A 23,438-nucleotide genomic window follows, 5' to 3' on the forward strand; every position below is an offset into this window, starting at 1 on the left:
CCTTGTATCAGGCTGCCTTACTCACGAGGCCATGCGGATCGAGAACGAACTTCTTCGCGGCACCCTGATCGAAGCTCTCATAGCCTTTCGCTGCGTCCTCCAGCGAAATGACCTGAGCATTGACAACTTCCGCGATATTCAGGCGCCCATGGAGAATAGCCTGCATCAGCTGACGATTATACTTCAGTACCGGTGTCTGGCCGGTATGGAATGACTGCGCTTTAGCCCAACCGAGACCGAAACGAAGTGACAGGCTACCCTGTTTCGCAGCTTTATCGACCGCGCCAGGATCTTCAGTGACATAGAGTCCTGGAATGCCGATAGCCCCAGCAGGACGGGTTATCTCCATCATCTGGTTCAACACGATAGCCGGTTGCTCGCCGCCGCTATGACCGCGCGCCTCGAAACCGACTGCATCGATAGCGCTATCGACCTCGTTGCTTCCTGTGACCTCTGCAATCATGTCGCCGAGACGGTCGCTCGCCGAAAGATCGATGGGTTCGAAGCCGACCTTTCGCGCATGATCAAGGCGCTCCTTGTTGAAATCGCCGATCATGACGACCGCAGCGCCCAGAATACGTGCGGATGCGGCGGCGGCAAGGCCGACTGGCCCCGCGCCCGCAACATACACAACCGAACCAACCCCGACGCCAGCTTTGACCGCACCGTGAAAACCTGTCGGCAGGATGTCGGAAAGCATGGTCAGGTCGCGGATTTTTTCCATCGCCTGCTCGCGATCAGGAAACTTCAACAGATTGAAATCTGCATAGGGAACCATGACATAGCGGGCCTGCCCGCCAATCCAGCCACCCATATCGACATATCCGTATGCACCGCCAGCGCGTGATGGATTAACCGTCAGGCAGACACCTGTGTCCTGTGTTTTACAGCAGCGGCAGCGCCCGCAAGCGACATTGAACGGCACCGATACGATGTCGCCGACATCGAGCATTTCGACATCACTACCCTTCTCAATGATCTCGCCAGTGATTTCATGGCCAAGCACAAGGCCCGGCATCGCTGTGGTGCGTCCGCGAACCATATGCTGATCCGAGCCGCAAATATTGGTCGAGATTACCTTTAGTATAACGGCGTGTCCCAGCTTCCTCCCGTCCGGTGCCGCTAACGCTGGATCTTCAATATCGCGCACTTCGACTGTCCCGGGCCGCAAATAAACGACGCCACGGTTCTTGCTCATGTCTACCTCCTCCAGGTCGAACAACACTGACAGATTTCAAACAATGCAATGATCGATGATTTTCGGGCATAAATAGAAAACACCCGTTTGAAGGAGGTTACAGACTGAAAGCAACGAGCTCAGTCTCAATCGCGACACGTCTCATTCTAATTGACCTTGGGACGATGGAGTACGACATCCTCAATGTACAGGAAGTTTCGTGTGCCCTGCACCTTCATCGAAAATGAAGGCTGGACCGACAACACGTACATTGCGGTCAGTTATCGGCGCAAAAGATGTTGTCGAAACACTGGCGTCGTCGTTGCGGGCCGGTCGCGTGTCCGGCATCGGAACAACGACGTTTCTCAACGCCCGGCCGCCTTTATTATTGGCGCGCAACTCGCTGATCTTGCCGACATAACCGGCCCAGTCGCATTTCCTGAAATCACTGCCCCCCTGGTAATTATAGGCCGTGGGCAACTCGATATAGGGCTTGCCACTTGAAACTGAGACCATATCCGCAGTCTCACCATTCGGATCGCTCAAAATATAAAGATCGACATTTTCGCCCTGACAAATGAAGCGACATTGCGCCATTGCTTCGGTCACGTTGTCGGATCTCTGAAACTGCGAATGCGGCGCCGGAAAAAGATAGCCATCCGACAAGCGCACACAGTAAGTCAAAGCACCTTTAATGCCGTTCGGCACCCATGGCTTGTTGTTTGTGGCAACGGACAAGGCTTTCGGTCGATCGAGTTTCACTTTTGTGGTTTGACTCGCCGCCGGTTGTTCAGCACATGACCTGGAAGAAAGCGAACTGGAGGAAAGCTGACGCTGGATTTCAGCAATCCGTTGAGCAAGATCACGGCATGGGTTGAAGAAACCTCCACGTCCATCGTCTCCCTTGCAACCACGACTGCGTTCCATCGCGCGTAACGCTGAAAGCTGGCGTTGCGTTATCAAATCCGCTGCACCGGCTGCTCGCGTACAGGACGCGGCAGCCAATTGCGGATAACAAAACAGTCCAATCAAAAGCAGTAAGGCGAAAGATTTTGCCACAACCAACACCTTTGAAACCTATGACTTCTGACGTTTATCTTGCCGACAAGAGGTGAAGTGGCCTTTCCATTTCTGAATTCCCGCGCTTGGAATTCAGCACTTTATCCGGATCCATTTCCGATACCAAAGCAGCCAGCGCCAGCCGCAGATAAAGAGGCGCGTCAGTGCGATCAATCGCCTTCAGCGCAACTCGCGAAATACCGAGAGAGTGGGCCAGCTCCTGCTCGGACGTGTTCAGGGATGCACAGATTCTCGCGAGCTTTTCATATGCGCGTCTACCCATTACCGTTGTTCCCTCCTCTGTAATTGGCGATCATTTTCGACAGCCTTTGTGCTTACCATTTTATGTTCAGTCCCAAATTGCCTTCCCATATCCGGTTGCGCTCGCCACCAAGATTGGTCGTATAATCCGCTGTCGCAAACAGACTGGCTTTCTCGGTAATATCCAAAGTCAGCCCGCCCCCCAGTTCCAGCGAAGTGCCTTTGAGGTCAGTTGCAATCGGATCGGTGGCAAAACGCACGGACTGGTCCGATGAAAAATTCTGCCAGAGATTGGCTTTCAGATATGGCCGCAGTTTTCCGACCGATGTTTCCTGTTTGCCCTGCAGTCTGAAGCCGATCCGTCCAGTCCATGCATCGTCTGTGTCGAACGATACCGAGGAATATTGATCAGCTTGATCGTCGAGCGAAAGACGTTGCCAGATCAGCTGCGCCTGCGGCTCCAATGTCCAGCTCTCGCTCAATGCGATAGGATAACCTCCTTCAAGCGAAGCCGTAACCCCATGCCCGTCAAGATCGATACTCTGGCCCTCGTTCGAGGCTGCATCTCCGCCGAACCAGGTTCCCATAAGTATGGCATCAAGATACCAGCCTTGCGGCCCGATATGAGTCCAGTACCCACCGAAACTCGTACCCGTAACTTCGAGATCGCCGACAGCGAGATCGTTCCAGCCGAGCGCTTGCCCGGTGACGTCGCCTGTTGCACGGGCATAACCGAAGAATAGGCCAAAACGGTCAAAATGCCCGTCGTCCGTTTCGCGCCCCAGAATATCCTGTCCAGCCTGAATACCAAAGAGCTTTCCGTCGAGACCTGGCGCGACAGTGCCTTTCCATTTCATATCGATGTCCTGTCCGAAAACTCTGGCCCAGCTGGCAGGCAGATACCCGGCAGTTTCCAGGAGATCCTGTTCACCGCGACGCTCATGAAAGGTCCCCAAGGTGGAAAGCGCCAGATGATGCGCTACTGGCGGCAAGGCAGAATAAACCGGCACTTCCACACGATAGAGCGGTATCACGTCGCCCTTGACCCGCGTTGCTCCCGGCGAAGGCGGGACTGCGCCATCAAAGGGAAGTGCAACCTCCTGTTGCTGACCCGTTGTGTTATCGGGAGGGTTGGGTGCTTCAGCCGACACTGGCGGTGGAGGTGCATCCGGCGCGGGAGTATCTTCCGTTACCGGAGTTGACGTATCGTCGGGGTTTCCTTCATTGGGATCGACCGGCAACACCGCTGGCGGTTGCTCAAGTGCAGGTGGTGGCGCGGTTGTTTCAGGCTCTTCCGGCGTGACGGCGGTTCCATCCGTCGCAGCAGGCGGTTCGCTCCCACGCACCAAAGTGGATCTCAAATACCAGTTCTCGGTCGTGTTCGCCGATACACCGCCCTTGAACAGAAAGTATTCATAGGCGCCGGCTGCAGCACGACCGTTCAGCGAGAACGCATTCTGGCTGGTAGAGCCACCATTCAGCGCTTCGACAACCATGATACCGTCTGCATTCGTCGCGGCACCCGCCCCACCGGCATTGGCGACCGCAATACTGGTACTTCCAGATGCGACGCCCGTATCGATCACGAGCTTATCAGAAGGCGAATTATCGGGGCCAAGAACGGTATCGACAAACAGAAGGCCGTTCTGCCCGACATAGTTGCCCTTGATCGTAAATGTATCGGCCGTGCTTGTCCCACCGTTGGTGAGATCAATGCGCCCAGCGTTGAAAACATTGGCTAACTGACCCGCAGTGAAGGGATTGACGCTGCTCTTTGCGGCACCACCATAAACCGTACTTGTCGCATCTATATTGAGTGTTCCCGTTCCGGTGCCAGCATCGCCCAATGTAAGAGCATTGTCGAAAACGAGCCGCGTGTCACTGGTAAGGTTGATCGCCTCCCAGCTGTCGAAACGGGCAACGTTTCCGGCTTTTACATTGCTGAATGTGAGAGCATCACTTCCCTCGCCGCCGGTAAGCTGTTTGGTCGCGCCTATATTGGCATCCGTCAGATTGGCTAGAACGGCAGTATCGTTATCAGGGCCGAGATCGATCTTCCCATAGATTATGCCACCGCCATTCCATGAGAACTGGTCATTACCGAAGCCGAGAAGAACATCGCCCGCAACCGTGCCACCCGTCATTGTTACACTGTCGGTTCCGCTACTGATGCTTATATTACCGCCAATCATCCCCCCCGAAACGATAATCGTATCGTTGCCCAGCCCGGCGATCAGGTTGCGGTCAATCGTTCCGCCAGACATGTTGAAGTAATTATTGTCGAGTTTGAGATTGACGCGCCCGATACGGCCATCCGTCATGACGGCATAATCGCCGTCGTCAAAGGCATCGACGATCCGCCCACCCGACATGAAGAAGCGGTCGTAACCGTTACCCTGATTAAGCGAACCAATTTCGCCGCCCGTTATCTGGAACTCGTCGATATCATTTCCCTGACGAACGTTGCCTGTAACGTTCCCGCCCGAGATAAGAAAACTATTGAGACCGTCTCCCTGATTGACGCTACCCACAATCGAACCGGAATGGACCTCCACGCGATCTACACCAGAGCCAAACGCAACATTTCCATTGAGGATCCCTGTTCCACCCGTTGGCAAAAGCAACGTATTGTTTCCGTTGAGATCTGTAAGACCGCCGGGTGATGTGCCGCTATCACAAATGAATGTATCGTCACCGAGTGTCGGCGAAAATGAACATGCGGCAGTGGCTGGAGTGCTATGCAACAAAACCGCGCCTAACGATATCAGCGCTGTACTGGATAGAAAATGGAACGCGCACGAACCGATGTTGCGACGACGCATTGAAACCCCTCAGCTACCTGCAATGATCTGCTCGCAACAATAGAAGGGCATTTTCTTTGATTAGGCAACGCAAAATATCAGTTAGAAAATGAAACTACTTCCACAAAAAAAAGATAATCAAGCAAACAAAGCAACCCTATCGATTGAGCCAATATGACGTCCATATTTTCCGTGTAAACCGTCATAGAATATATTTTAATTCGTAACCCACTATTTTTATTATAAGAATCTCTCTAACCCCCCTAAACACGGGGATAGCCTTATGCGTAATTCCTGCAATCCTTGATTGAATTAATGATTATATTCGAGCAGCGATTGCTGCCTGTCGAAGATTTCAAAAGTGAGACAAATATTAACTTTAACGGCGGGAAGCCTCCCTACCGGCAGCTCTTGAGCGCCTCTTGACCCAAAACAGAAGGCACAGATTGATTGAACTATAAAATGAGCGAAGATTCGCTGGTGCGGTAGGCGGTTGTGATATGACAAGCAAAATGGACGCGATCAGAATTCGACTGTTTCAGACAGAGGACACGGAAAGTGTTTTCGCTTTAATTCTGCCTATACAACAAAACGAGTTCGACATTGCGATTACCACGGGAGATCAACCGGACCTGCGAGACGTAGATGGTTTCTATCGTCAGGGTAACGGTGATTTCTGGGTGGCTGAAGCCGATGGTCACATCGTTGGCACCATAGCCCTCAAGGATATTGGGCAAGGTCAGGCCGCTTTACGAAAAATGTTTGTTGCTGAATCTTATCGTGGTTCCGAATTCGGTACAGCACGCAAGCTGCTTGCGACGCTCATTTCACACGCTCGCGAACACTCCATCACCAAGATACTGCTTGGAACGACAGATAAGTTTCTGGGCGCGCACCGATTTTATGAGAAGAACGGATTCTTCGAGATTTCACGTGAAGACCTGCCGCGAAGCTTCCCGCTCATGGCGGTCGACACAAAATTCTACGCGATAGAATTATTTTGACGCGCAACCGCTTCACGCGGCACGAGCTGCATGATCACGATCATACATATGCTTCTAGAAATCGTCCCTGTGGCGGATCGATTGTAGATAGGCATAGGCTGTGCCCACAAGCACAGGCACGATTACCAAAGCGGTCCAGAATAGAATGTTGCTCATCTCTGCCCTCCCTCCCACGGTGCGTAGCGATGTGCCTTCTGCATCTCTGCATGTTTTATTCTAACACGTAAAAAGCCGTTTTGTTCCGGATTCTTAACGAGGGGTTAATACCCTCCACCCTCAGAATATCCTAATAGTTGTAGATACTTCCTATTCGCCTTGACAGTTTGTCGCGGTGAGGCTTCACATGAGCCGGATTCTTTTCGCCTTTTCTAATAGAATTGGAATTGGCACCGTTCGTCGTGAGGGACGCAAATGCGTATTGGTTTTAACCGGCTTTTCTGGGCCTTTGCAGTTACCGCCTGCCTGTCGGCAGGTCCACACAGCACGCAAGCCGCCGAAACCCGGCGGATAGAGATCACCAAAGATAGCGATTATTTCGGTTTCGACTTGCGTACGGAAAAGAATGTCTCGCTTGAGCAATGCAAAAGCGCCTGTCTCGGTGACAATGCTTGCGGGGCCTTCACTTATAATCCGAAGGTCAAATGGTGTTTTCTCAAGTCGGATTTTAACACGCTCAATCATTCCATCGGCTCCATCGCCGGTAAGGTCGTGACGCAGCCTGCTGCTGCCCGCGAAGTTGAAGACATTGGCGCTCCGCCTTCGATCTCTTTCTTTGCCGCCAATCTGATTGACGAAGCACGTCGCCTGAAAAAAGATCTTGCTTCAACCGATAGCACAGAGGGGCTGAGCACACTGAAAAGCGAAGCCGCTGCTGCCGCTCTCAATGGCGATCCGCGCACGGCGATGGAAAAGTTTCGGTTAACGGCCGGCATTTCGCCGGATGAAAGTGAAAGCTGGGCCGGATATGCGCTTTCAGCGCTTGCGACCGAGCCGTCCAATGGCCAGGAGCGTTCCAAGTTCCAGCGCGATGCGACGTCGGCCTCGTGGTTTGCCTACCAGACCTCACGCACCAGGGACGAGCGCGCGCAAGCGCTTGCCGTCATGGCGCACGCGCTGGAAAAGCGCGATGCATCGCGCCCAGCCTTGCAGGCCTATGAAGCGAGCCTTGATCTCGTTAATTCCGCATCGGTTCGTGCTGCCTATGAAGATCTGAAAGCCCGCAAAGGCTTCCGCATCGTCAATAATACGGTCGATAATGACAATGCCGCGCCGCGCATCTGCGCGCAGTTCTCGGAAGAACTGGTGGAAAGCGGTGTCGATTATTCGAGCTTCGTTACACTCGATAATGGCGCGCCAAAAGCTGTTGACGCCAAGGACCGCCAGATTTGCGTCGAGGGTCTGGAACATGGCCGCAATTATACGGTGACGTTCCGTCAGGGTCTGCCATCGGCTGTTGGCGAAGTGCTGCCAGCTCCGGTCAATCTTTCGATCTATGTGCAGGACCGCGCGCCATCGGTACGCTTTACCGGCGACAGCTTCGTGCTGCCTGCGAAAGCCCGTCGCGGCATTCCGCTGGTCAGCGTCAATTTGAGTACAGCCAAGGTCAAGCTCTACCGCGTCGGCGACCGTTCGCTGGCACAGCTTCTCTCCGGCTATCAGTTCCTGCGCCAGTTGGACAGCTACGACATCAGCACGGTTTCCGATCAGATGGGTGCGCCTGTCTGGGAAGGTGAGATCGAGGTTGCAGGCAATGAGCTGAACAAGGAAGCGACGACCAGTTTCCCGGTTGATGAAGCGCTGCCGGAACGCAAGCCCGGCGTCTATGTGCTGACCGCTGAACCACTGGTTCAGAAGTCCGATGATGAATATGGCACCAAGGCAACGCAGTGGTTTGTCGTTTCCGACATCGGCCTTTCGACCTATACCGGACAGGACGGCATCAATGTGTTTGCCCGTTCGCTGGAAAGCGCAGAGCCGCTTAAAGGCGTGAAGCTGACGCTGCTTGCACGCAACAATGAAGTGCTGGGCGAAGCGACCACCGACAGCGATGGCCGTGCGACGTTTACGCCGGGACTGACACGCGGCACAGATGGCATGGTGCCAGCGGTGCTGATGGCAAGTAGCGATGATGAGGATTTCACATTCCTCGATATGGCGCGCGCCGGTTTCGATCTTTCCGATCGTGGTGTGACGGGCCGTGCCGTGCCGAAAGCGCTTGATCTTTATGCATGGACAGAGCGCGGTATCTATCGTGCTGGCGAAGTTGTGCATGTAGGCGCGCTTGCGCGTGACGACACCGCAACCGCAATCGATGATCTGCCGCTCACCTTCATCTTTACGCGTCCCGATGGCGTGGAAGATCGCCGTCTCGTTTCCGATAGCAAACTGGCCGGTGGTCATGCCATCGACCTGACCTTGCCGTCGAACGCCATGCGCGGCACCTGGAATGTTTCGGTCTATACCGATCCCAAGCAGCCAGCGATTGCCACGCAGATGTTCCTGGTTGAAGATTTCGTGCCGGACCGGATCGAGTTCGATCTGGCGTCTGACAAGCCGGAAATCGCTGTTGGCGAAACCGCCAATATCACCGTAGACGGTCGTTTCCTCTATGGCGCGCCTGCCGCCGGTCTTGCGCTTGAAGGCGAAGTCACGCTTTCGACCAAGCGTCAGTGGGACCGCATCAAGGGCTATTATTTCGGCCTCGCCGATGAAGAACAGGGCGAAGCCACGCGTCTGCCGCTCGATGGTCTGTCAAAAGTCGATGACAATGGCAAGGCGACTTTCCCGGTTACAATCGATGAAATGCCGTCAACAACGCGCCTCGTAAATGCAGCCGTGACTGTTCGTATGCGTGAAACGGGCGGTCGTGCGGTTGAGCGTAAGATCGATGTTGCCATTCAGCCGGAAACCGATCTGATCGGCATTCGCCCGGATTTTGCTGGCGATGAAGTTCCGCAGGGTGGCACTGCAAAGTTCAGCCTGATCGCCTCTGACAGCAAGGGTGATCGCAAGGCGCTTGATGGCGCACAATGGTCGCTGGTCAAGATCGAGCGTAATTATCAGTGGTATCGCAGCGGCAACAGCTGGAACTACGAACCAGTGACTTTCACCAAGGCGATTGCCAACGGCAAGATTGACCTTACAACCGATAGCGAGGCTGAAATCAGTCTGCCGGTCGATTGGGGCCGTTACCGTCTGGAAATCGAAACAGCTGATGCTTCCGGCCCGGCCACAAGCTATGAATTCGATGCGGGCTGGTTTGTCAGCTCAACCTCGACCGAAACACCGGAAGGGCTCGAAATCGCGCTCGACAAGGAACATTATGCGGCAGGTGACACGGCAGAACTGAAAGTGTCCCCGCGTTTTGCAGGTGAGCTGCTCATCACAATTGGTGCGGAAAAGCTGCTTAAGACAATCACCGCAAGCGTGCCGGAAGGTGGCACAACCATCGATATTCCGGTGGGTGAGGATTGGGGTGCGGGCGCCTATGTAACAGCAACGCTGTTCCGTCCGGGTGAGGCTATTGAAAGCCGTATGCCAGCCCGTGCGATTGGTCTTAAATGGCTGAAGGTCGATCCTGCCGACAAGCAGCTTGCTGTCAAGCTGACCCCGCCTGAAAAGATCACGCCGCGTTCCACACTTTCCATCCCGGTTTCGGTTGAAAATGCGGGTGGCGAGCAGGCCTATGTCATGGTCGCGGCAGTCGATGTCGGCATTCTCAATCTGACACGCTATCAGCCGCCGAACCCTGAAAACTGGTTCTTCGGCCAGCGTCAGCTGGGCCTTGAAATGCGCGATATGTATGGTCGCCTGATCGATGGTTCGCTCGGCGTCACCGGCAAGCTGCGCACAGGTGGCGATGGTGGCAATATGGCAGCGGAAGGCAGCCCGCCCACCGAAAAGCTGGTTGCGCTGTTCTCCGGCCCTGTTGAACTCGACAGCGACGGCAAGGCAACAATCACTTTCGACATACCGCAGTTCAATGGCACCGCGCGCGTCATGGCGGTGGCATGGACCAAGAAGGCAGTCGGCCATGCGGTGACAGATGTCATCATCCGCGATCCTGTGGTCATCACCGCTGGTCTGCCACGCTTCATGGCCCCTGGCGATCAGGCCAATATCCGCTTCGATATTGCCAATACGGATGCACCGGACGGCGATTATCGTGTGAGCCTTGAGACCACCGATAATCTCGGTGTTGAGGTTGGCTCTTATCCTGAAAGCATCGCGCTTAAAGGTGGCAAACGGCAGTCGATCACCGTTCCACTCAATGCTGTGGCCACGGGTGCGGGTGGTGTGACGATCCGGCTTTCCAACGATGCAGGTCTCAATGTTGAACAGGCTTTGGCATTGCCGGTGCGTCCGGTCGATCTGCCGGTCACGAGCCGCCATGTCGTCAATCTCACGGCCAATGGCGGAAGTGTGCGAGTCGATGGCGGACTTCTGTCTGAAAGCCTGCTTGATGGTGCTTTTGTCAGCGTTGGTGTGACGCGAAGTGCCGCATTTGATGTGCCAGCTTTGTTGATGGCGCTCGACCGCTATCCTTATGGCTGCACAGAGCAGACCACCAGCCGCGCACTGCCGCTGCTTTATTTGAGCGAAATGGCTGCAGGTACGGAAGCGGCAGCGGGTCTGGAAAGTCAGGAAGAACTTAAAAAGCGCGTACAGGATTCCATCTTCCGCGTGCTCAACAACCAGTCTTCAAGCGGGTCGTTTGGCCTCTGGTCGCCGGGATCGGGTGATCTCTGGATGGACGCCTATGTGACCGACTTCCTGACGCGTGCCCGCGAAAAGGGCTATGACGTGCCGCAGCAGGCGATGCTGTCCGCACTTTCTAATCTGCAAAATGCGCTCGGCTATACCACCGACGTCAAGGAACGCGGCAACGTCATTGCCTATGCGCTTTATGTTCTGGCACGCAACAAGAAGGCTTCTGTTGGCGATCTGCGATACTTTGCCGATACCCAGCTTGAAAACTTTGCAAGCCCGATGGCCGTTGCCCAGCTTGGTGCAGCATTAGCGCTTTATGGTGATCAGCCGCGTTCGGAACGCGTGTTCAATGCGTCGCTCCAGCTCGCAACCAGCCAGTCCAGCTATGACTATAATCGCTCCGATTATGGTTCGCCGCTGCGTGATGGCGCGGCAATGCTGGCTCTTGCGTCGGAAACCAAGCCTGCGCCGAAAGTGCTGCCATCGCTGATTACGCTGGTCGAGTTCCAGCGCGAAAAGGCACGCTATCTCAGCACGCAGGATCAGGCATGGATGCTGCTTGCAGCACGCGGGCTTCAGGATGACAATGGCGCAATCAGCCTCGACATCAATGGCACAGCGCATCAGGGCGCGTTCTCCGAGCGTCTCAATGGTGCAGCCCTTGAAACGCAGCCGCTGGTCGTCACCAACAAGGGGCAGGGTTCGGTTGATGCGGTCGTCACGGCTGTTGCAGCACCCGCTCAGTCACTGCCTGCGGGTGGAGAAGGTTTCAACATCGAGCGTACTTATTATACGCTCGATGGCGAGCCGGCCAATGTCACCGGGGTCAATCAGAATGAGCGCTATGTTGTTGTTCTGAAAATCGACGATCTGCAGGAATGGCAGTCGCGTCTGCTTGTGACCGATCTGCTGCCAGCTGGTTTCGAGATCGACAATCCGGGCCTTGTTTCCAGTGCCGATCTTGGCAATTTCCCATGGCTTGAAAGCACACAGGCAGCGCATCTCGAATTCCGCAATGATCGTTTTGTGGCCGCTTTCGACCGCTCTGCAGGCGAGAAGAAGCCGATCACGCTCGCTTATGTGGTGCGTGCAGTGACGCCCGGTCTTTACACCCATCCGGCAGCAACGGTTGAGGATATGTATCGTCCGCAATTTGCAGCGCGCACGGCGACAAGCATGATGGAGGTGGCTGCACCGTAAGCCATGATCCCGAAAAGTGGGAGCCGGTTTTCGGACAAGATCATGCTCAAACAAATGAAAAGGCGTTGGAAAATAGCGATTGGCGGTGCCGTGTTTCTCGGCATCGCTGCACTCGGAACCGTAGTCGATCTTGACTGGCTCGACCGCGCCTATCCTCCGCCTTTGCCGGAACGGCTGACCATTTCCACTGAAGTTATGGATCGCGACGGCGCTTTGCTGCGTGCCTATGCAACGCCGGACGGCTATTGGCGCTTGAATACGCGGATTGAGGATGTCGATCCGAAATTTGTGAAAATGCTGATCGCCTATGAGGACAAGCGTTTTTACGATCATGGCGGCATTGATTTCACAGCGCTTCTTCGGGCCGCGTATCAGCTTGCAGGGAGCGGCCGTATTGTTTCCGGCGGTTCCACACTTTCCATGCAGCTTGCACGCCTTATCGAGCCGCGCGAAAGCCGCAGCTTCGGCTCCAAGTTCCGCCAGCTGGCGCGTGCAGTTCAAATTGAGCGACGGCTGAGCAAGTCTGAAATTCTCGAACGTTATCTGACACTCGCGCCCTATGGCGGCAATCTGGAAGGCGTACGGTCGGCATCGTTAGCCTATTTTGGCAAGGAGCCGCTGCGCCTCACCATATCGGAAGCAGCGCTTCTTGTGGCTTTGCCGCAATTGCCGGAGCGCCGCCGCCCGGATCGCGAGATGGAAAACGCGGTTGCCGCGCGGGATCGCGTTCTAAAACGCATGGTTTCGTCTGATGTTTTCACGAGCGAAGAAGCCGAGCGGGCATCGCGTGAGCGCATATCCGCGACGCGTCATCCCTTGCCTTCATTGGCCGCTCACTTTGCCGATCTCGCTTTGAAACAGGCGCCGACCGAGGCCCGGCATCAGCTGACGCTTAAGAAGTCGGTGCAGGCTGGGCTTGAAGTTGTGGCACGCGAAGCTGCTGCGAAGCTTGGGCCAAAAGTATCGGTCGCCATGGTGCTGGCCGACAGTCGCAATGGCAATATCTTAGGCGAAGTCGGCTCCGCTGATTATTTTGATGGCAAGCGGCAGGGCTGGATCGATATGACCCGCGCCGTGCGCTCGCCGGGTTCCACGCTCAAGCCTTTCATCTATGGGCTGGCCTTCGAGCAGGGACTAATTGCGCAGGAAACCATCATCGAGGACCGCCCGCAGGATTTTGCAGGCTATCGTCCGCGCAATTTCGATATGAGCTATCAGGGCGATGTCAGCATCCGTCAGGCGCTGCAAATGTCGCTGAATGTGCCGACCATCAGCCTGCTCGATGCAATTGGTCCTGCGCGGCTCACCACGCGTATTCGACAGGCGGCGGTCAATTTGCAATTGCCGAAAGGTGAAGCGCCGGGACTGGCTATCGGCCTTGGTGGCGCGGGCATCAGCCTGCGCGATCTGGTGCAGCTTTATACTGGCCTTGCCAATGGCGGTCGCGGCGCAGCACTTCGTGACGGCACCGAAGGTTCAGAACCTGTGCAGCCATCGGCTCCTATTCTGAGCGAGCAGGCATCGTGGCAGATTGGCGATATTCTGGCCGGTGTCGTGCCGCCGCAAGGCGCGAAACGCCTCGGCCTCGCTTACAAGACCGGCACGTCCTATGGATATCGTGATGCTTGGTCGGTCGGCTATGACGGGCGTTATGTGCTGGGTGTCTGGGTCGGGCGAGCCGATGGCGGCTCGGTGCCGGGCCTTGCCGGTTATGTTTCGGCAGCGCCCATTCTATTTGAAGCCTTTGTGCGTTCGGGCGTTGCTTCCGTGCCGTTACCGCGTGCGCCTGCTGGCGCGTTTCGTACGGCGCGCGCCGATCTTCCTGTGACGCAGATACGTTTTTCGTCCGCGAGCGATCCTCTGCCGGTTCTCAAAGCCACGATTGAGCCAGCACCGCGCATCGTGTTTCCGCCTGATGGCGCGCATGTCGAACTGAAAGCCCTGACCGACAATGCCTCGCCGCTGGTGCTGAAATTGCAGGGCGGACGCGCACCGTTCCGCTGGCTTGCCAATGGCAAACCGATTGCCGAACCCAACCGCCGCCGCACGGCAAACTGGCAACCTGACGGAACTGGATATTCGACATTGACCGTGGTTGATGCTGCCGGACGGGCCACCAGCGTCAACATTTTTGTAGAATAGTGAACTATTGAGCAGCTTCCGATAGAACCGCGTTTGCTGCGGTTTTCTTCTCCAGCGACATGACTTTCAAGTTGCCGGAAAACAGGATGCCGGTGATCGGAAGCACCGGTTCGGCAGGCAGTTCCTCGTGGTGGGCGCTGTCTTTGGGAACATGCAGCTTGTGTTCCAACCCCTCTTCGGCGCTGGACAGCGTAAGCGCCACATTCCCGCGGGCTTCCAACAATTTTGTCCCATACAAAAACTCGAAGCTCAGCATCGACACCAGGAACTTGTAGGTTGCGTCGCGTACGCCACCCTTCATCATCGCAGCGCGATGCACTTCCCCGCCCATTGCCACATCAAGCGGTGGAATGCGCGGATCGCAGACATAACCAAGCGCCAGCAATTGCCCGTTGTCGACTTCAAAGCGCATTCTGTCCGAACCAAGATCGAGCGCCGAGATTGAGAAGCGACGATTGCTGTACTGGACCGGAACGCGTCCTAACCGCTTGCAAAGCTGCTCACCACTCAAGGCACGCGCATTGGCGAAATGGTCTGGATCGATGGCGAATGGCAGCGCCTTTGGACGATGCGGAACCGACAAGGCCGGTTCGAGAACATCCGCGATCAAATTCGCAACGATGGTTGTCGAAACAGGTCGCGCATAATGGCCCTGATCAAGATAGAAAGCCGGATTGCTCACAACGTCGCGGCCATATTGCTGCATCAGCATTCGCGAGACATCGGCTGAGATCGTTCCATACCATTGCGAGATGTAATTGATGCCTGCGTCAATCGAGGGAACAGAATTCAGAAACGAGCCATTGCGCGCGCCAAATACGAGCGTCGCTATGCGCAGGTTCGGATTGCGTTCAAGCGCGTAGCGAATAATTCCCTCGTAAAAACGTGCCCAATGACGGAATGGACGCCGTTCATCACCATAGACGAAAGCATCATTGATGGCATATTCGATCAGCAGCAGCTCGCAATCTTCGAGCTGTTCAAATTGCTTGAGCTGATAAAGACCAAGCGCGCTCGTCGTGCCACCCACTGCGAGATCGGCGACAATGTCGAGTTCCACACCGCGCCGCGCCATGGTTGACAGAAGCGTCGGCAGATAGCCGGGCAGCATGACCGTGTTGGAACCGCCAATAATTACAGTCTTGAGTTTCATTTTGTCACCGTTGCAGCCCTTGTTGCAGCTTTACCGGCCGGCGTCAGCGATCCGCAACGCCACACACCGTAAGTGCTCGCATCCCAATCAAAATAATAAGCGGCAGCGATCTGGCCGCTATCCATCATCTCGCGGAAGCGGTCGCGTGCCTTCTCGACCAGTTGTTCACGATTATTGTCATTGGCCGGGCAGGCCTTTGACGTATTGGCAAAGCCCCATTCCGTGATCCAGCAGGGCTTGCCATCCGCACCGCCGCAGAAAGATAGCGCGTTGCTGATGTGTTTCGCCCGCGCAGCCCGCGTGCCACTGCTGCCCGGATAAATGTGAATGCCGTAGCCGTCCGCAGCGTCATCCAGACCATATTTCTTGAGAAGATCGGTAAAGGCGGCGGGATCAACAGTGTCTATTCCGCGCCGGTCGGCATCGATAAAGGGAATATCGGACAAGCCCGCCGATACGACCTTTGCCTTGGCGCTTTGTTTGGTCTTCGCCAGTTCCACCCGCACAATACGCAAAAGTTCGACGTATTTTTTCGCGCCCTTTTCGACCAGAGGACGCTTTTCCATCTCGCTTAAAGAGCGTGCGGTCTTCATCTTTTCCTTGGGCAGAATGGCAAGATCGCCATTATAGGCGCCCCAGTTGATCTCGTTGCCCGGTTCGACGGCAAGCAAAGGCACCCCAAGTGCGTCAATCTTTTGCAAGGCATCTGCGGTCGCCTGCTGAAAGCGCTCGGGAGATATGTCGGAAAGCCGATACATATCCCAGATGCGGCCACGGCCGGATCGAGGCTTTGTGTCTTCCGGATAGAAATCTGCGTTGTTGAGCGAGATTTCGAGAAGGATGGCTAGGCCTTTTTCATGCGCGAGGCGCACGGCATCGATACTCTGATCGAGCGGTCGTGTTAGTGACAGCCGAACCGCCGCCACACCATTTTCCGCCATCTGATCGAAAATCTGTTCGCGCTCTGCGGCAGGCAACCAGGCCATATTGACCCGGTTGACGCCAAAGCGCGTGTCGGCAAGAGCACCACCGGGTGCGCTGACAACCAAGACAACGCCAAGCAACGCCGCCATTGCCCGTTTCGTGCCCCCGGCGCTCCTGACCGTCAGTTTCATCGGATACCGATATCCTTCAGCGCGCCGTTGAAGTTGGCTTCACATTCCGAATAGCGGTTGATGGCTGCGGGCACATCGATCTTCGAAAGGAAGTCACGCAGGTAAGCCTTCTTCTGCGGCTCGCGGTTCCAGACGCTGGCATCTATATGTGGAAAGCCGACAAAGCCCAGCATTTCGCGCATGCGATCATCGACCGCGATCATCAGCCCCGGAATACCGGACTGCATGCCGATGATCGTGCCATGGAAGCGACGGCTCAGGCCGAAATCCTGACTGGAAATCCAGCTGCGCCATTTGTGCGTATCGAAAAACACCAGTAGCTCGTTTTTGCGCTGCCATTTATCCATATGCTTGTATTCGACGGGGGCCGTGATGCGGCTTGCCGCCTGATCATAGGCTTCGGAGTGGTCTTCGCCCGCCATGTTCATGTTGTAGACGATCACCTCGTCCTGAAGGACATAGCTTGCGACACTGTCCTTTTCGAGCAGCGCATGCGCATCGACAATCGTATCGGCAACGCTGCCCAGATAGCCGCCGAACGAAATCTTCTGCGCATCTGCAAGGCTTGGATCAGCAAGACGGCTCAGCGAGCGCTTCATCTGATCCGGCGCGTAGTAGAGCGAAGGACAGCCTGTCGGACGGACATATTTCATGCCTGCATCTTTCAGGAACTCTTCCGTGAAATGGCCGCGTGTCAGGAAGAAACTCTCCTTGCGGCGCAGAATTTCAAGGAAGCGGCGCGTGCCTTCCGGCAATTCCGCCTTCAGATTTTCCTTCTTCTGGATGCCAATGCCCATAACCACAATCGGCATGTTCAGCTTTTCAAAGACGAAGGATTCCGTTGTTGCCGCATAACCGGGACGCAGAAGATTGGCCGATGCGAACAGACACAGATCGAAGCTTTCATTAAGCTTCGCATAGGTATCCGGCGAGTTGAGGCTATTAGCCAGATGCCAGAACGGAACATAGGTCACGTCGTGGCCGCGCACGGCGTTGGCTGCCCCTTCACCGATGAGATAATTGCCCGTATTGGCAATTTTCTTGACCTGATCGATCACGTCCTTCTTCGTGCGGATGGGTTCGAAATAGGGGCGATGCTTCACGCTCGCCCCGGAAACGCTTTCGACGGTCCGCATCAAATAGGACGGAATGCCGGTGATCATTATGCGCATGATGGTCCATCTTCGCTGGAGTTATAAAACGGTTTGGATTGGGAGTTATCCAATGCCGATTTCTGAAAGCACGCTTCGGAAATTGCGTTCGCGCGCCGAATATTTTTCCACCACGTCGGGGATATTCATTGCGGCGATATGATCGCTTACGAAGGCACGCCGGTCATTGGCTGCGTTGAGATCGCGAGCATCGATCTTTGGCAGACCGGAGAAATTAAGCATTTCGCGCATACGATCATCGACGGCCACCATCAGGCTCGGCACTCCAGCCTGCATGGAGATGATATTACCGTGGAAGCGGCGACCGAACGAGAAATCCATGGTCGAGCACCAGGCACGCCATTGATTGGTATCGAGGAAGGCGTGAACGCTGATCTTCTTCTTGAGATCGCCTGAACCTTTATAGGTCAGCGGGCCAACCAGTTCGCCCGTTGTCGAATCATAGGCGCGGCCATTGGCATCCGGCTCAAGCTGCATGTCAAAATGCAAAAGCTCATCCTGCACGACATAGGCCGAGCGTCCGTCATCGGAGCTGAGCGCATTCATGTCGCCGATAGTTTCCAGTTCTGCGCCCATGTAGCCGGTAAAGACGGTGCGGCCTTCGCCCACCTTCACATCCGGCAAGCGGTTGATCGCCTTGCGCATATTGTCAGGGCGGAAATAGAGCGACGGGCAACCGACCGGGCGGACGTAGGAAAAGCCCTGATCGCGAAGATAGCTCGCTGCATTTTCACCGCGGGTGAGGAAATAGTGTTCACGGCCTTTCAGCACTTCGAGCAATTTCTTCGTGCCCGCAGGCAAACCGTCTTCGCCCTCAATGTCGGGACGGTTCTGGATGCCGATACCGAGCATCACCACAGGCATGTCGAGCTTGGACAAAACAAGCGCTTCCGCATCTGCAGACAGGCCCTTGCGCAGAAGATTTGCGCAAGTGAAGACACAGATATCAAACTCCTTGTTAATCTCTTCGACGCCCGTTCCATTGTTCACGCAATTATAAAGATGCCAGAACGGAATATGCTTGGCTGATGGCAGAAGAGCGGTCATTGCCCCCTCACCGATCAGATAGTTGCCGGTATTGGAGATGTTCTTCAGCTCCTGGATAAAATTATCCCTGGATTCTGAATCTCGTTGCTTTTCCGAGTAATGAACCTGCGCCTTGTCCGCACGCTGGATGAGGCGCGTCAAATGGCTCGGAATGCCGGTGACGAGGATTCTTGGATTGGTTGGGCGGCTCATAGGTCGACCTTTCTGGTATAATCAGGCAACTGCACGGCCAGGGAGAATGGCAATCGTGCGGACATCGTCTGCAACATCCGGCTGGGACGACCGGGATTTCGGATAGACCGGGCTTATTTCATTGGCCCAATCGGTAAATTCGGAGAATGCCGCACTCCAGGTACGGTTCGCTGCGGAAGCGAGAGCGCCTTCTGCGGTGCGCATCAGGGCTTCGCGATCCTGTGCAAGAATGGTCAGGATGCGCGTCATATCGGCCACAATCTGCGCGTCGTTGCCATTGCGAATGAGAATGCCGTCACGACCATGATTGATCAGTTCATCAACGGCGCCAACCGCCGTCGCGACCGGCACGCAGCCAAGCTGCTGCGCTTCGGCAATCATCAACGGTGCGCCCTCCCAGCGCGACGGCATCAACAGCACATCGGCCCAGGCGAGATGGTTCGCAATATCCCTGCCATCAAAGACGGGAGGAGAAACTTTCACCCCTACATCTTTAAGCCGGGTCATCCACGAAGCACTTGGATCGTCGGAGAGGATCTCACCACCAATCGCTTGTGCCTCGAATGCGATGCCCTGTTCTTTGAGCTTGACGATGGCGTCATGCAGACGGTCGATCCCCTTTTGCCGGTCGAGACGCCCCATATAGAGCATCCGGATCGGCTCGCCTTTGCGGACCTGTTTACGGGCGGCTGTAACCTGTGCACGCAGTTTTGTATCGATTGAAAAACTGGCTCCGTTAGGCACAGAGAACACCTTTTCGTACGGTACGCCGAAACTGTGCAGATAGATTTTTAGCTGATCCGAACAGGTGAGAAAAGCATCATAGGCATGCTCAAAGGCAATCGCCGCATAGGGCTGTCCGGCCTGACGGCGGAAGACCGTTTCGTCCACCACATGCAGATAACAGGCCGTGCGTGTGCCTTCCGAACGCAGCTTGCCCATCAGTGGGTGTGCTGCCATGACGTGGTTGTTCACGACCAGATCGAAGCCCGAAAGCTGGCCACGCAGAATGCCCCAGTCAAGCGGGTGATCTTCGGTTATGAAATCCTGACCAAGGAAGCGGTTTGTGTCGCCCCAAGCAGGAATGCCGTCTTTCCAGAAATGCAAATAGTCGAAGGACTGGTCGAACTCGTCGAGCACATCCATGCGCTCATTGCCGAGAACAAAGAGGTGGGTTTCAAAACCCTGGTTCTTCAACTCGCGCCCGGCTGCATAAGCAACCTTTTCAGCGCCCCCGAACGAGGCATTGGGAACCAGTACTGCGGCCGTCTTTTTGCGTGCCGAATTATGTGCAAGCGGCAGAACCGGGCCGCCACCCATTTCATTGCGCAGAACCTGATACATTTCAGAAAGCGCAGGCAAGCGACGCGGACGCCAAGTCCAGCGCATGGCCGCGCTTTGCTTGAGCGGGCTCGTAGCGATTGACGTCACCAGATTGAGCATTGACTGCTCAGGCCGCGACAACGCCCGGCGTTGACGTACACGCGGGAACGGGAAGCGTACCTTCATGCGCGCGGAGGTCGGCCACAATTGCTGGGTGCCAAGCGATGCGAACCAGTCGAGCGCGTCATTTTCGATGATTTCGCGGAGAAGCCGGGTCGAAATAAAGATCAGATCGGCATGCGGCTGGCGGGTACCCGACGGCATGATTTCGGTATCGATACGCCGCTCGTCTTCAACGTTGCTCAGTTCCACGAAAATGATGTTGGCCTGTTCGGCCAGTTTCTCAAGCCGGGACAGGATATTGGGCAGCAATCGCGAACGCGCCAGAAGCTTCAACGTCTCGGTATTGGACGAGGCAAGAAACGGCGGAAAATGAAAATTGTCCGGTTCGGAAACGCTGCCCCAGAATGCGCGGATAGCATCATCGAACTTAAGATCGGTCGTGCCAAGGCTGAGGTCGGTGAAAAGGCTGACCGTCCCCTCACCTGCGCGGATCACGCCATAGCGTGGACATTCCTCATGCTCGAAGCCAACAAGTGTCGGGCGACGAAACAATGCCGTATGCCGCTTGCGAAGAAAATTAATCGAGCCGGAACGGTCGCGATTGGCTTCCTTGAAGCGGCTCTCAGCCCGCAGACGATATTCAAAGCCGGTATCATGGCAGGGTGCCCCAACAAAGCCCGCTTCAATGGCCGAGAGCCAGAACTCCCAGTCTTCAAAGCCATTCTGCCGGTCATCGTCGAAGCGCACACCACTGCGGAAGACGTCCGCTGAAATCATTGAGCCAGTATCACAGATATTGTCGGTGATGCAGTGGATGAGCCGCGAATACGTATCGCCATAATGCGCACGCCAGTTGACCGAGAACGTGTCGATATTGGTGTAAACCCAGCCTGCATTGCTTGCCAGAAGCTTGCGATAAAGTGTGTCGATTGTCTGTGGCTGCACGCGGTTATCGGCGTCCACGAAGTAGACTGCCTTCACCTCCGGCATCTCTTCGAGAATATAGTCGACTGCGCGATTGCGTGCACCGCCGGGGCCGGCATTCTCACCAAAGATGACATGAATATTGGGATGCGCTGCCGCATAAAGCGTCAGACTGTCAAAGACCTCGCGACGTGGATCACCGTCAACGGAGACGACAATCTGGGTTCGGAACACCGTTTCCGATGCCAGCACAGTTTCCAGTGCTTCAAGCGCGAGCGCCGCATGACCGTAAAGCGGCATGGCGACGACGATCAAATCCTTGGACCTATCGTACATTCGCGGCCTCTTTGGCTAATTCCTGAACGGGCTGTGCCTCAATGTGCTTGACCAGCCGGAAGTTGAAAACTTTGAGCCAGGAAAAGTCGACAGAATCTGCGGCTGCCTTACTCAGGACAACGAGATCCATCGTGCGACCGATCGGCTCTTCAAGCATGAAGTTGATGTCGATGGGGCGATTGGGTGCGACTTCCGACCAACCGCTGAACAGCACCTGCTGGCGACGGCGGTCGAGACTGGAAATCGCTTCGATTTCTTCCTTCACATCCGATGCCAGATTGACCAGTAACAGCCCCACCGCGCAGGGCTGGCCTTCGGGATGATCAATCACGGCCCGTGCAGAAACCCGCACGGTGCCTGGTGCAACCACACGGCGGATCGCCGCCGCAGTGATGCCCTCCTCAAGGGGGTGGCATCCGATGGCATCCTCATGCTCCAGAAAGCGAACCGTTGGGAAGTCAGGCGTCAGCGGAGTGACGGAAACGTTGGCCACGTTGCGCAACAATTCAATCGGCAGACGATAATCATCAACCTTGCGACCATCGATCAGCGAAGTCGGCACGATGGCGTTCGGCAGCGATGCTGGACGCACACCCGGCAGGCCCGTGAAAATCCGCAGCGCCAGCGGACGCATATCGAGATCGGCATGCGGAATTCGTGCACGCGCTGCATAACGCTCGTTGGCAATCACGTTACCGAGCGACAGTTCGGGGGGGACGCCGCCTGTTGCAGAGATGCGTAGCCGCAACGTACGATGGCTACCGTCACATGCCTTCGGGAGGGAGAAGAAGTTCCACTCCGAATGCAGCGCACCGTAAGGCACCAGCCATTCGGCAATTCCTTCACCATTTTCAAGATAGTCCAGCGTCACGATTAACTGGCCGTTGCGATTGGCGGGCAGATCGCGGAAATGCAGGGCAAAGCCAGAAACGGCGTAACTCGATACCGGGAAAAGCTGTTCGATCTCCGATTCGCGCAGCAGACGCGCAAAGCCTTCGTCCTTCGGATCAACCAGAGGGGCATGGCTGAAGATCTCCGTCGAAGAATCCCAGTTGCGAGCATGAAATGCATCCTCGATTGCCCGGTAATTCTCGAACATCGTTTCGCGTTCGCGACGCAGCATGGCAAGCTCGGTATGAACCTTGCTGACATGGCCGACGAGACGATCAAGACTGCTCTCAAGCAACTGCGTAACCAGCAACGGCACAGTTTCTGGCGTCGCATCATCGATCCGCACAACAGGAAGTTCTGGAATGGTGCTTAGACGATAAACCTGCTGCAGAATCGTCTGCAGCTCGTTTTCGCCTTCTTGCGAAGCGGCAACCGCGATGAGCGGAAATGTATTCGCCAGACGAAGGCGTTTGCCATCTCCTTCGACAAAGGTGGTCAGCTCGCCCAGAGACGTCGCTTCCAGCGCTTCACGATCACGCATCGAAGCAATGGCATATCGGCGGGATTTCCGCGCCGAGATCGCAGGAAGTGGTGTGCTCAACATAATCATCCATTGTGTGATAGCCGACTTGGGAGTCTCGGCCTGCGCCTACAATGAGAAAATACAGATCATGTATTGTCAACAGACATATAGCATCAACTATATGATAATATTACGAATATTTGGAATGGTTTTAATTCAAATTTTGAAACAATGTTCGTATATATTGTATCTACAGCGTAAACACGCAGAAATACGGTATTTTAT

The 23,438-nt window shown here is 55.3% G+C and carries 13 protein-coding genes; 3 read left to right on the plus strand and 10 right to left on the minus strand.

All coding sequences use genetic code 11. The features are described 5' to 3' along the window. Positions 1-7: 7 nt before the first annotated feature. From fdhA to CQZ93_RS21195, 4 genes are all read right to left on the minus strand, one after another. Positions 8-1,198, minus strand: coding sequence for a formaldehyde dehydrogenase, glutathione-independent (gene fdhA, locus CQZ93_RS21180; protein ID WP_105544514.1), 1,191 nt, complete (start codon positions 1,196-1,198; stop codon positions 8-10). 180 nt (positions 1,199-1,378) lie between these two features. Next, positions 1,379-2,236, minus strand: coding sequence for a DUF2865 domain-containing protein (locus CQZ93_RS21185; protein ID WP_286154235.1), 858 nt, complete (start codon positions 2,234-2,236; stop codon positions 1,379-1,381). 34 nt (positions 2,237-2,270) lie between these two features. After that, on the minus strand, positions 2,271-2,519 hold the full coding sequence (locus tag CQZ93_RS21190) for a hypothetical protein (RefSeq protein WP_105544515.1): 249 nt from the start codon (positions 2,517-2,519) through the stop codon (positions 2,271-2,273). Positions 2,520-2,571: 52 nt separating this feature from the next. Next, on the minus strand, positions 2,572-5,319 hold the full coding sequence (locus CQZ93_RS21195; protein WP_105544516.1) for an autotransporter family protein: 2,748 nt from the start codon (positions 5,317-5,319) through the stop codon (positions 2,572-2,574). Positions 5,320-5,810: 491 nt separating this feature from the next. Between CQZ93_RS21195 and CQZ93_RS21200 the strand changes: the two genes are divergently transcribed. The 3 genes from CQZ93_RS21200 to pbpC all read left to right on the plus strand — a co-directional run bounded on the left by CQZ93_RS21200 (position 5,811) and on the right by pbpC (position 14,354). Beyond that, entirely contained in the window at positions 5,811-6,302 is a 492-nt protein-coding gene (locus CQZ93_RS21200) for a GNAT family N-acetyltransferase (protein WP_210201132.1), read from the plus strand. 411 nt (positions 6,303-6,713) lie between these two features. Continuing rightward, complete coding sequence (locus CQZ93_RS21205; protein ID WP_105544518.1) at positions 6,714-12,212, plus strand: alpha-2-macroglobulin family protein; 5,499 nt, start codon at positions 6,714-6,716, stop codon at positions 12,210-12,212. Positions 12,213-12,254: 42 nt separating this feature from the next. Then, positions 12,255-14,354, plus strand: a complete 2,100-nt coding sequence (pbpC, locus tag CQZ93_RS21210) for a penicillin-binding protein 1C (RefSeq protein ID WP_105545253.1) — start codon at positions 12,255-12,257, stop codon at positions 14,352-14,354. Positions 14,355-14,358: 4 nt separating this feature from the next. Here pbpC and CQZ93_RS21215 read toward each other — a convergent pair whose 3' ends face one another. From CQZ93_RS21215 to CQZ93_RS21240, 6 genes are read right to left on the minus strand one after another with little or no spacing between them, the layout of a single operon-like run. Then, on the minus strand, positions 14,359-15,507 hold the full coding sequence (locus CQZ93_RS21215; protein ID WP_105544519.1) for an SGNH/GDSL hydrolase family protein: 1,149 nt from the start codon (positions 15,505-15,507) through the stop codon (positions 14,359-14,361). Next, on the minus strand, positions 15,504-16,622 hold the full coding sequence (locus CQZ93_RS21220; RefSeq protein ID WP_105544520.1) for a glycoside hydrolase: 1,119 nt from the start codon (positions 16,620-16,622) through the stop codon (positions 15,504-15,506). Before CQZ93_RS21220 ends, CQZ93_RS21215 begins: the two co-directional genes overlap by 4 nt. Further along, positions 16,619-17,794 (minus strand): polysaccharide pyruvyl transferase family protein, encoded by a 1,176-nt coding sequence (locus CQZ93_RS21225; RefSeq protein ID WP_105544521.1) that lies wholly within the window; start codon positions 17,792-17,794, stop codon positions 16,619-16,621. Before CQZ93_RS21225 ends, CQZ93_RS21220 begins: the two co-directional genes overlap by 4 nt. A 45-nt stretch (positions 17,795-17,839) precedes the next feature. Continuing rightward, complete coding sequence (locus CQZ93_RS21230) at positions 17,840-19,033, minus strand: polysaccharide pyruvyl transferase family protein (RefSeq protein ID WP_105544522.1); 1,194 nt, start codon at positions 19,031-19,033, stop codon at positions 17,840-17,842. A 21-nt stretch (positions 19,034-19,054) separates the two neighbouring features. Beyond that, the gene (locus CQZ93_RS21235) at positions 19,055-21,739 is read right to left on the minus strand and encodes a glycosyltransferase (RefSeq protein ID WP_105544523.1); all 2,685 of its coding nucleotides are present in this window, start codon (positions 21,737-21,739) and stop codon (positions 19,055-19,057) included. Then, a complete protein-coding gene (locus tag CQZ93_RS21240) occupies positions 21,729-23,234 on the minus strand; it encodes a DUF6212 domain-containing protein (protein WP_105544524.1) in 1,506 nt (501 codons plus the stop codon). Before CQZ93_RS21240 ends, CQZ93_RS21235 begins: the two co-directional genes overlap by 11 nt. Positions 23,235-23,438 lie beyond the last annotated feature (204 nt).

This window comes from Ochrobactrum vermis, from assembly GCF_002975205.1.
Taxonomy (GTDB): domain Bacteria; phylum Pseudomonadota; class Alphaproteobacteria; order Rhizobiales; family Rhizobiaceae; genus Brucella; species Brucella vermis.

Coding starts and splice junctions, on each gene's coding strand:
- fdhA (WP_105544514.1), bottom strand. CDS start 1,198: ATGAGCAAGAACCGTGGCGTCGTTTATTTGCGGCCCGGGACAGTCGAA.
- CQZ93_RS21190 (WP_105544515.1), bottom strand. CDS start 2,519: ATGGGTAGACGCGCATATGAAAAGCTCGCGAGAATCTGTGCATCCCTG.
- CQZ93_RS21195 (WP_105544516.1), bottom strand. CDS start 5,319: ATGCGTCGTCGCAACATCGGTTCGTGCGCGTTCCATTTTCTATCCAGT.
- CQZ93_RS21200 (WP_210201132.1), top strand. CDS start 5,811: ATGGACGCGATCAGAATTCGACTGTTTCAGACAGAGGACACGGAAAGT.
- CQZ93_RS21205 (WP_105544518.1), top strand. CDS start 6,714: ATGCGTATTGGTTTTAACCGGCTTTTCTGGGCCTTTGCAGTTACCGCC.
- pbpC (WP_105545253.1), top strand. CDS start 12,255: ATGCTCAAACAAATGAAAAGGCGTTGGAAAATAGCGATTGGCGGTGCC.
- CQZ93_RS21215 (WP_105544519.1), bottom strand. CDS start 15,507: ATGAAACTCAAGACTGTAATTATTGGCGGTTCCAACACGGTCATGCTG.
- CQZ93_RS21220 (WP_105544520.1), bottom strand. CDS start 16,622: ATGAAACTGACGGTCAGGAGCGCCGGGGGCACGAAACGGGCAATGGCG.
- CQZ93_RS21225 (WP_105544521.1), bottom strand. CDS start 17,794: ATGCGCATAATGATCACCGGCATTCCGTCCTATTTGATGCGGACCGTC.
- CQZ93_RS21230 (WP_105544522.1), bottom strand. CDS start 19,033: ATGAGCCGCCCAACCAATCCAAGAATCCTCGTCACCGGCATTCCGAGC.
- CQZ93_RS21235 (WP_105544523.1), bottom strand. CDS start 21,739: ATGTACGATAGGTCCAAGGATTTGATCGTCGTCGCCATGCCGCTTTAC.
- CQZ93_RS21240 (WP_105544524.1), bottom strand. CDS start 23,234: ATGTTGAGCACACCACTTCCTGCGATCTCGGCGCGGAAATCCCGCCGA.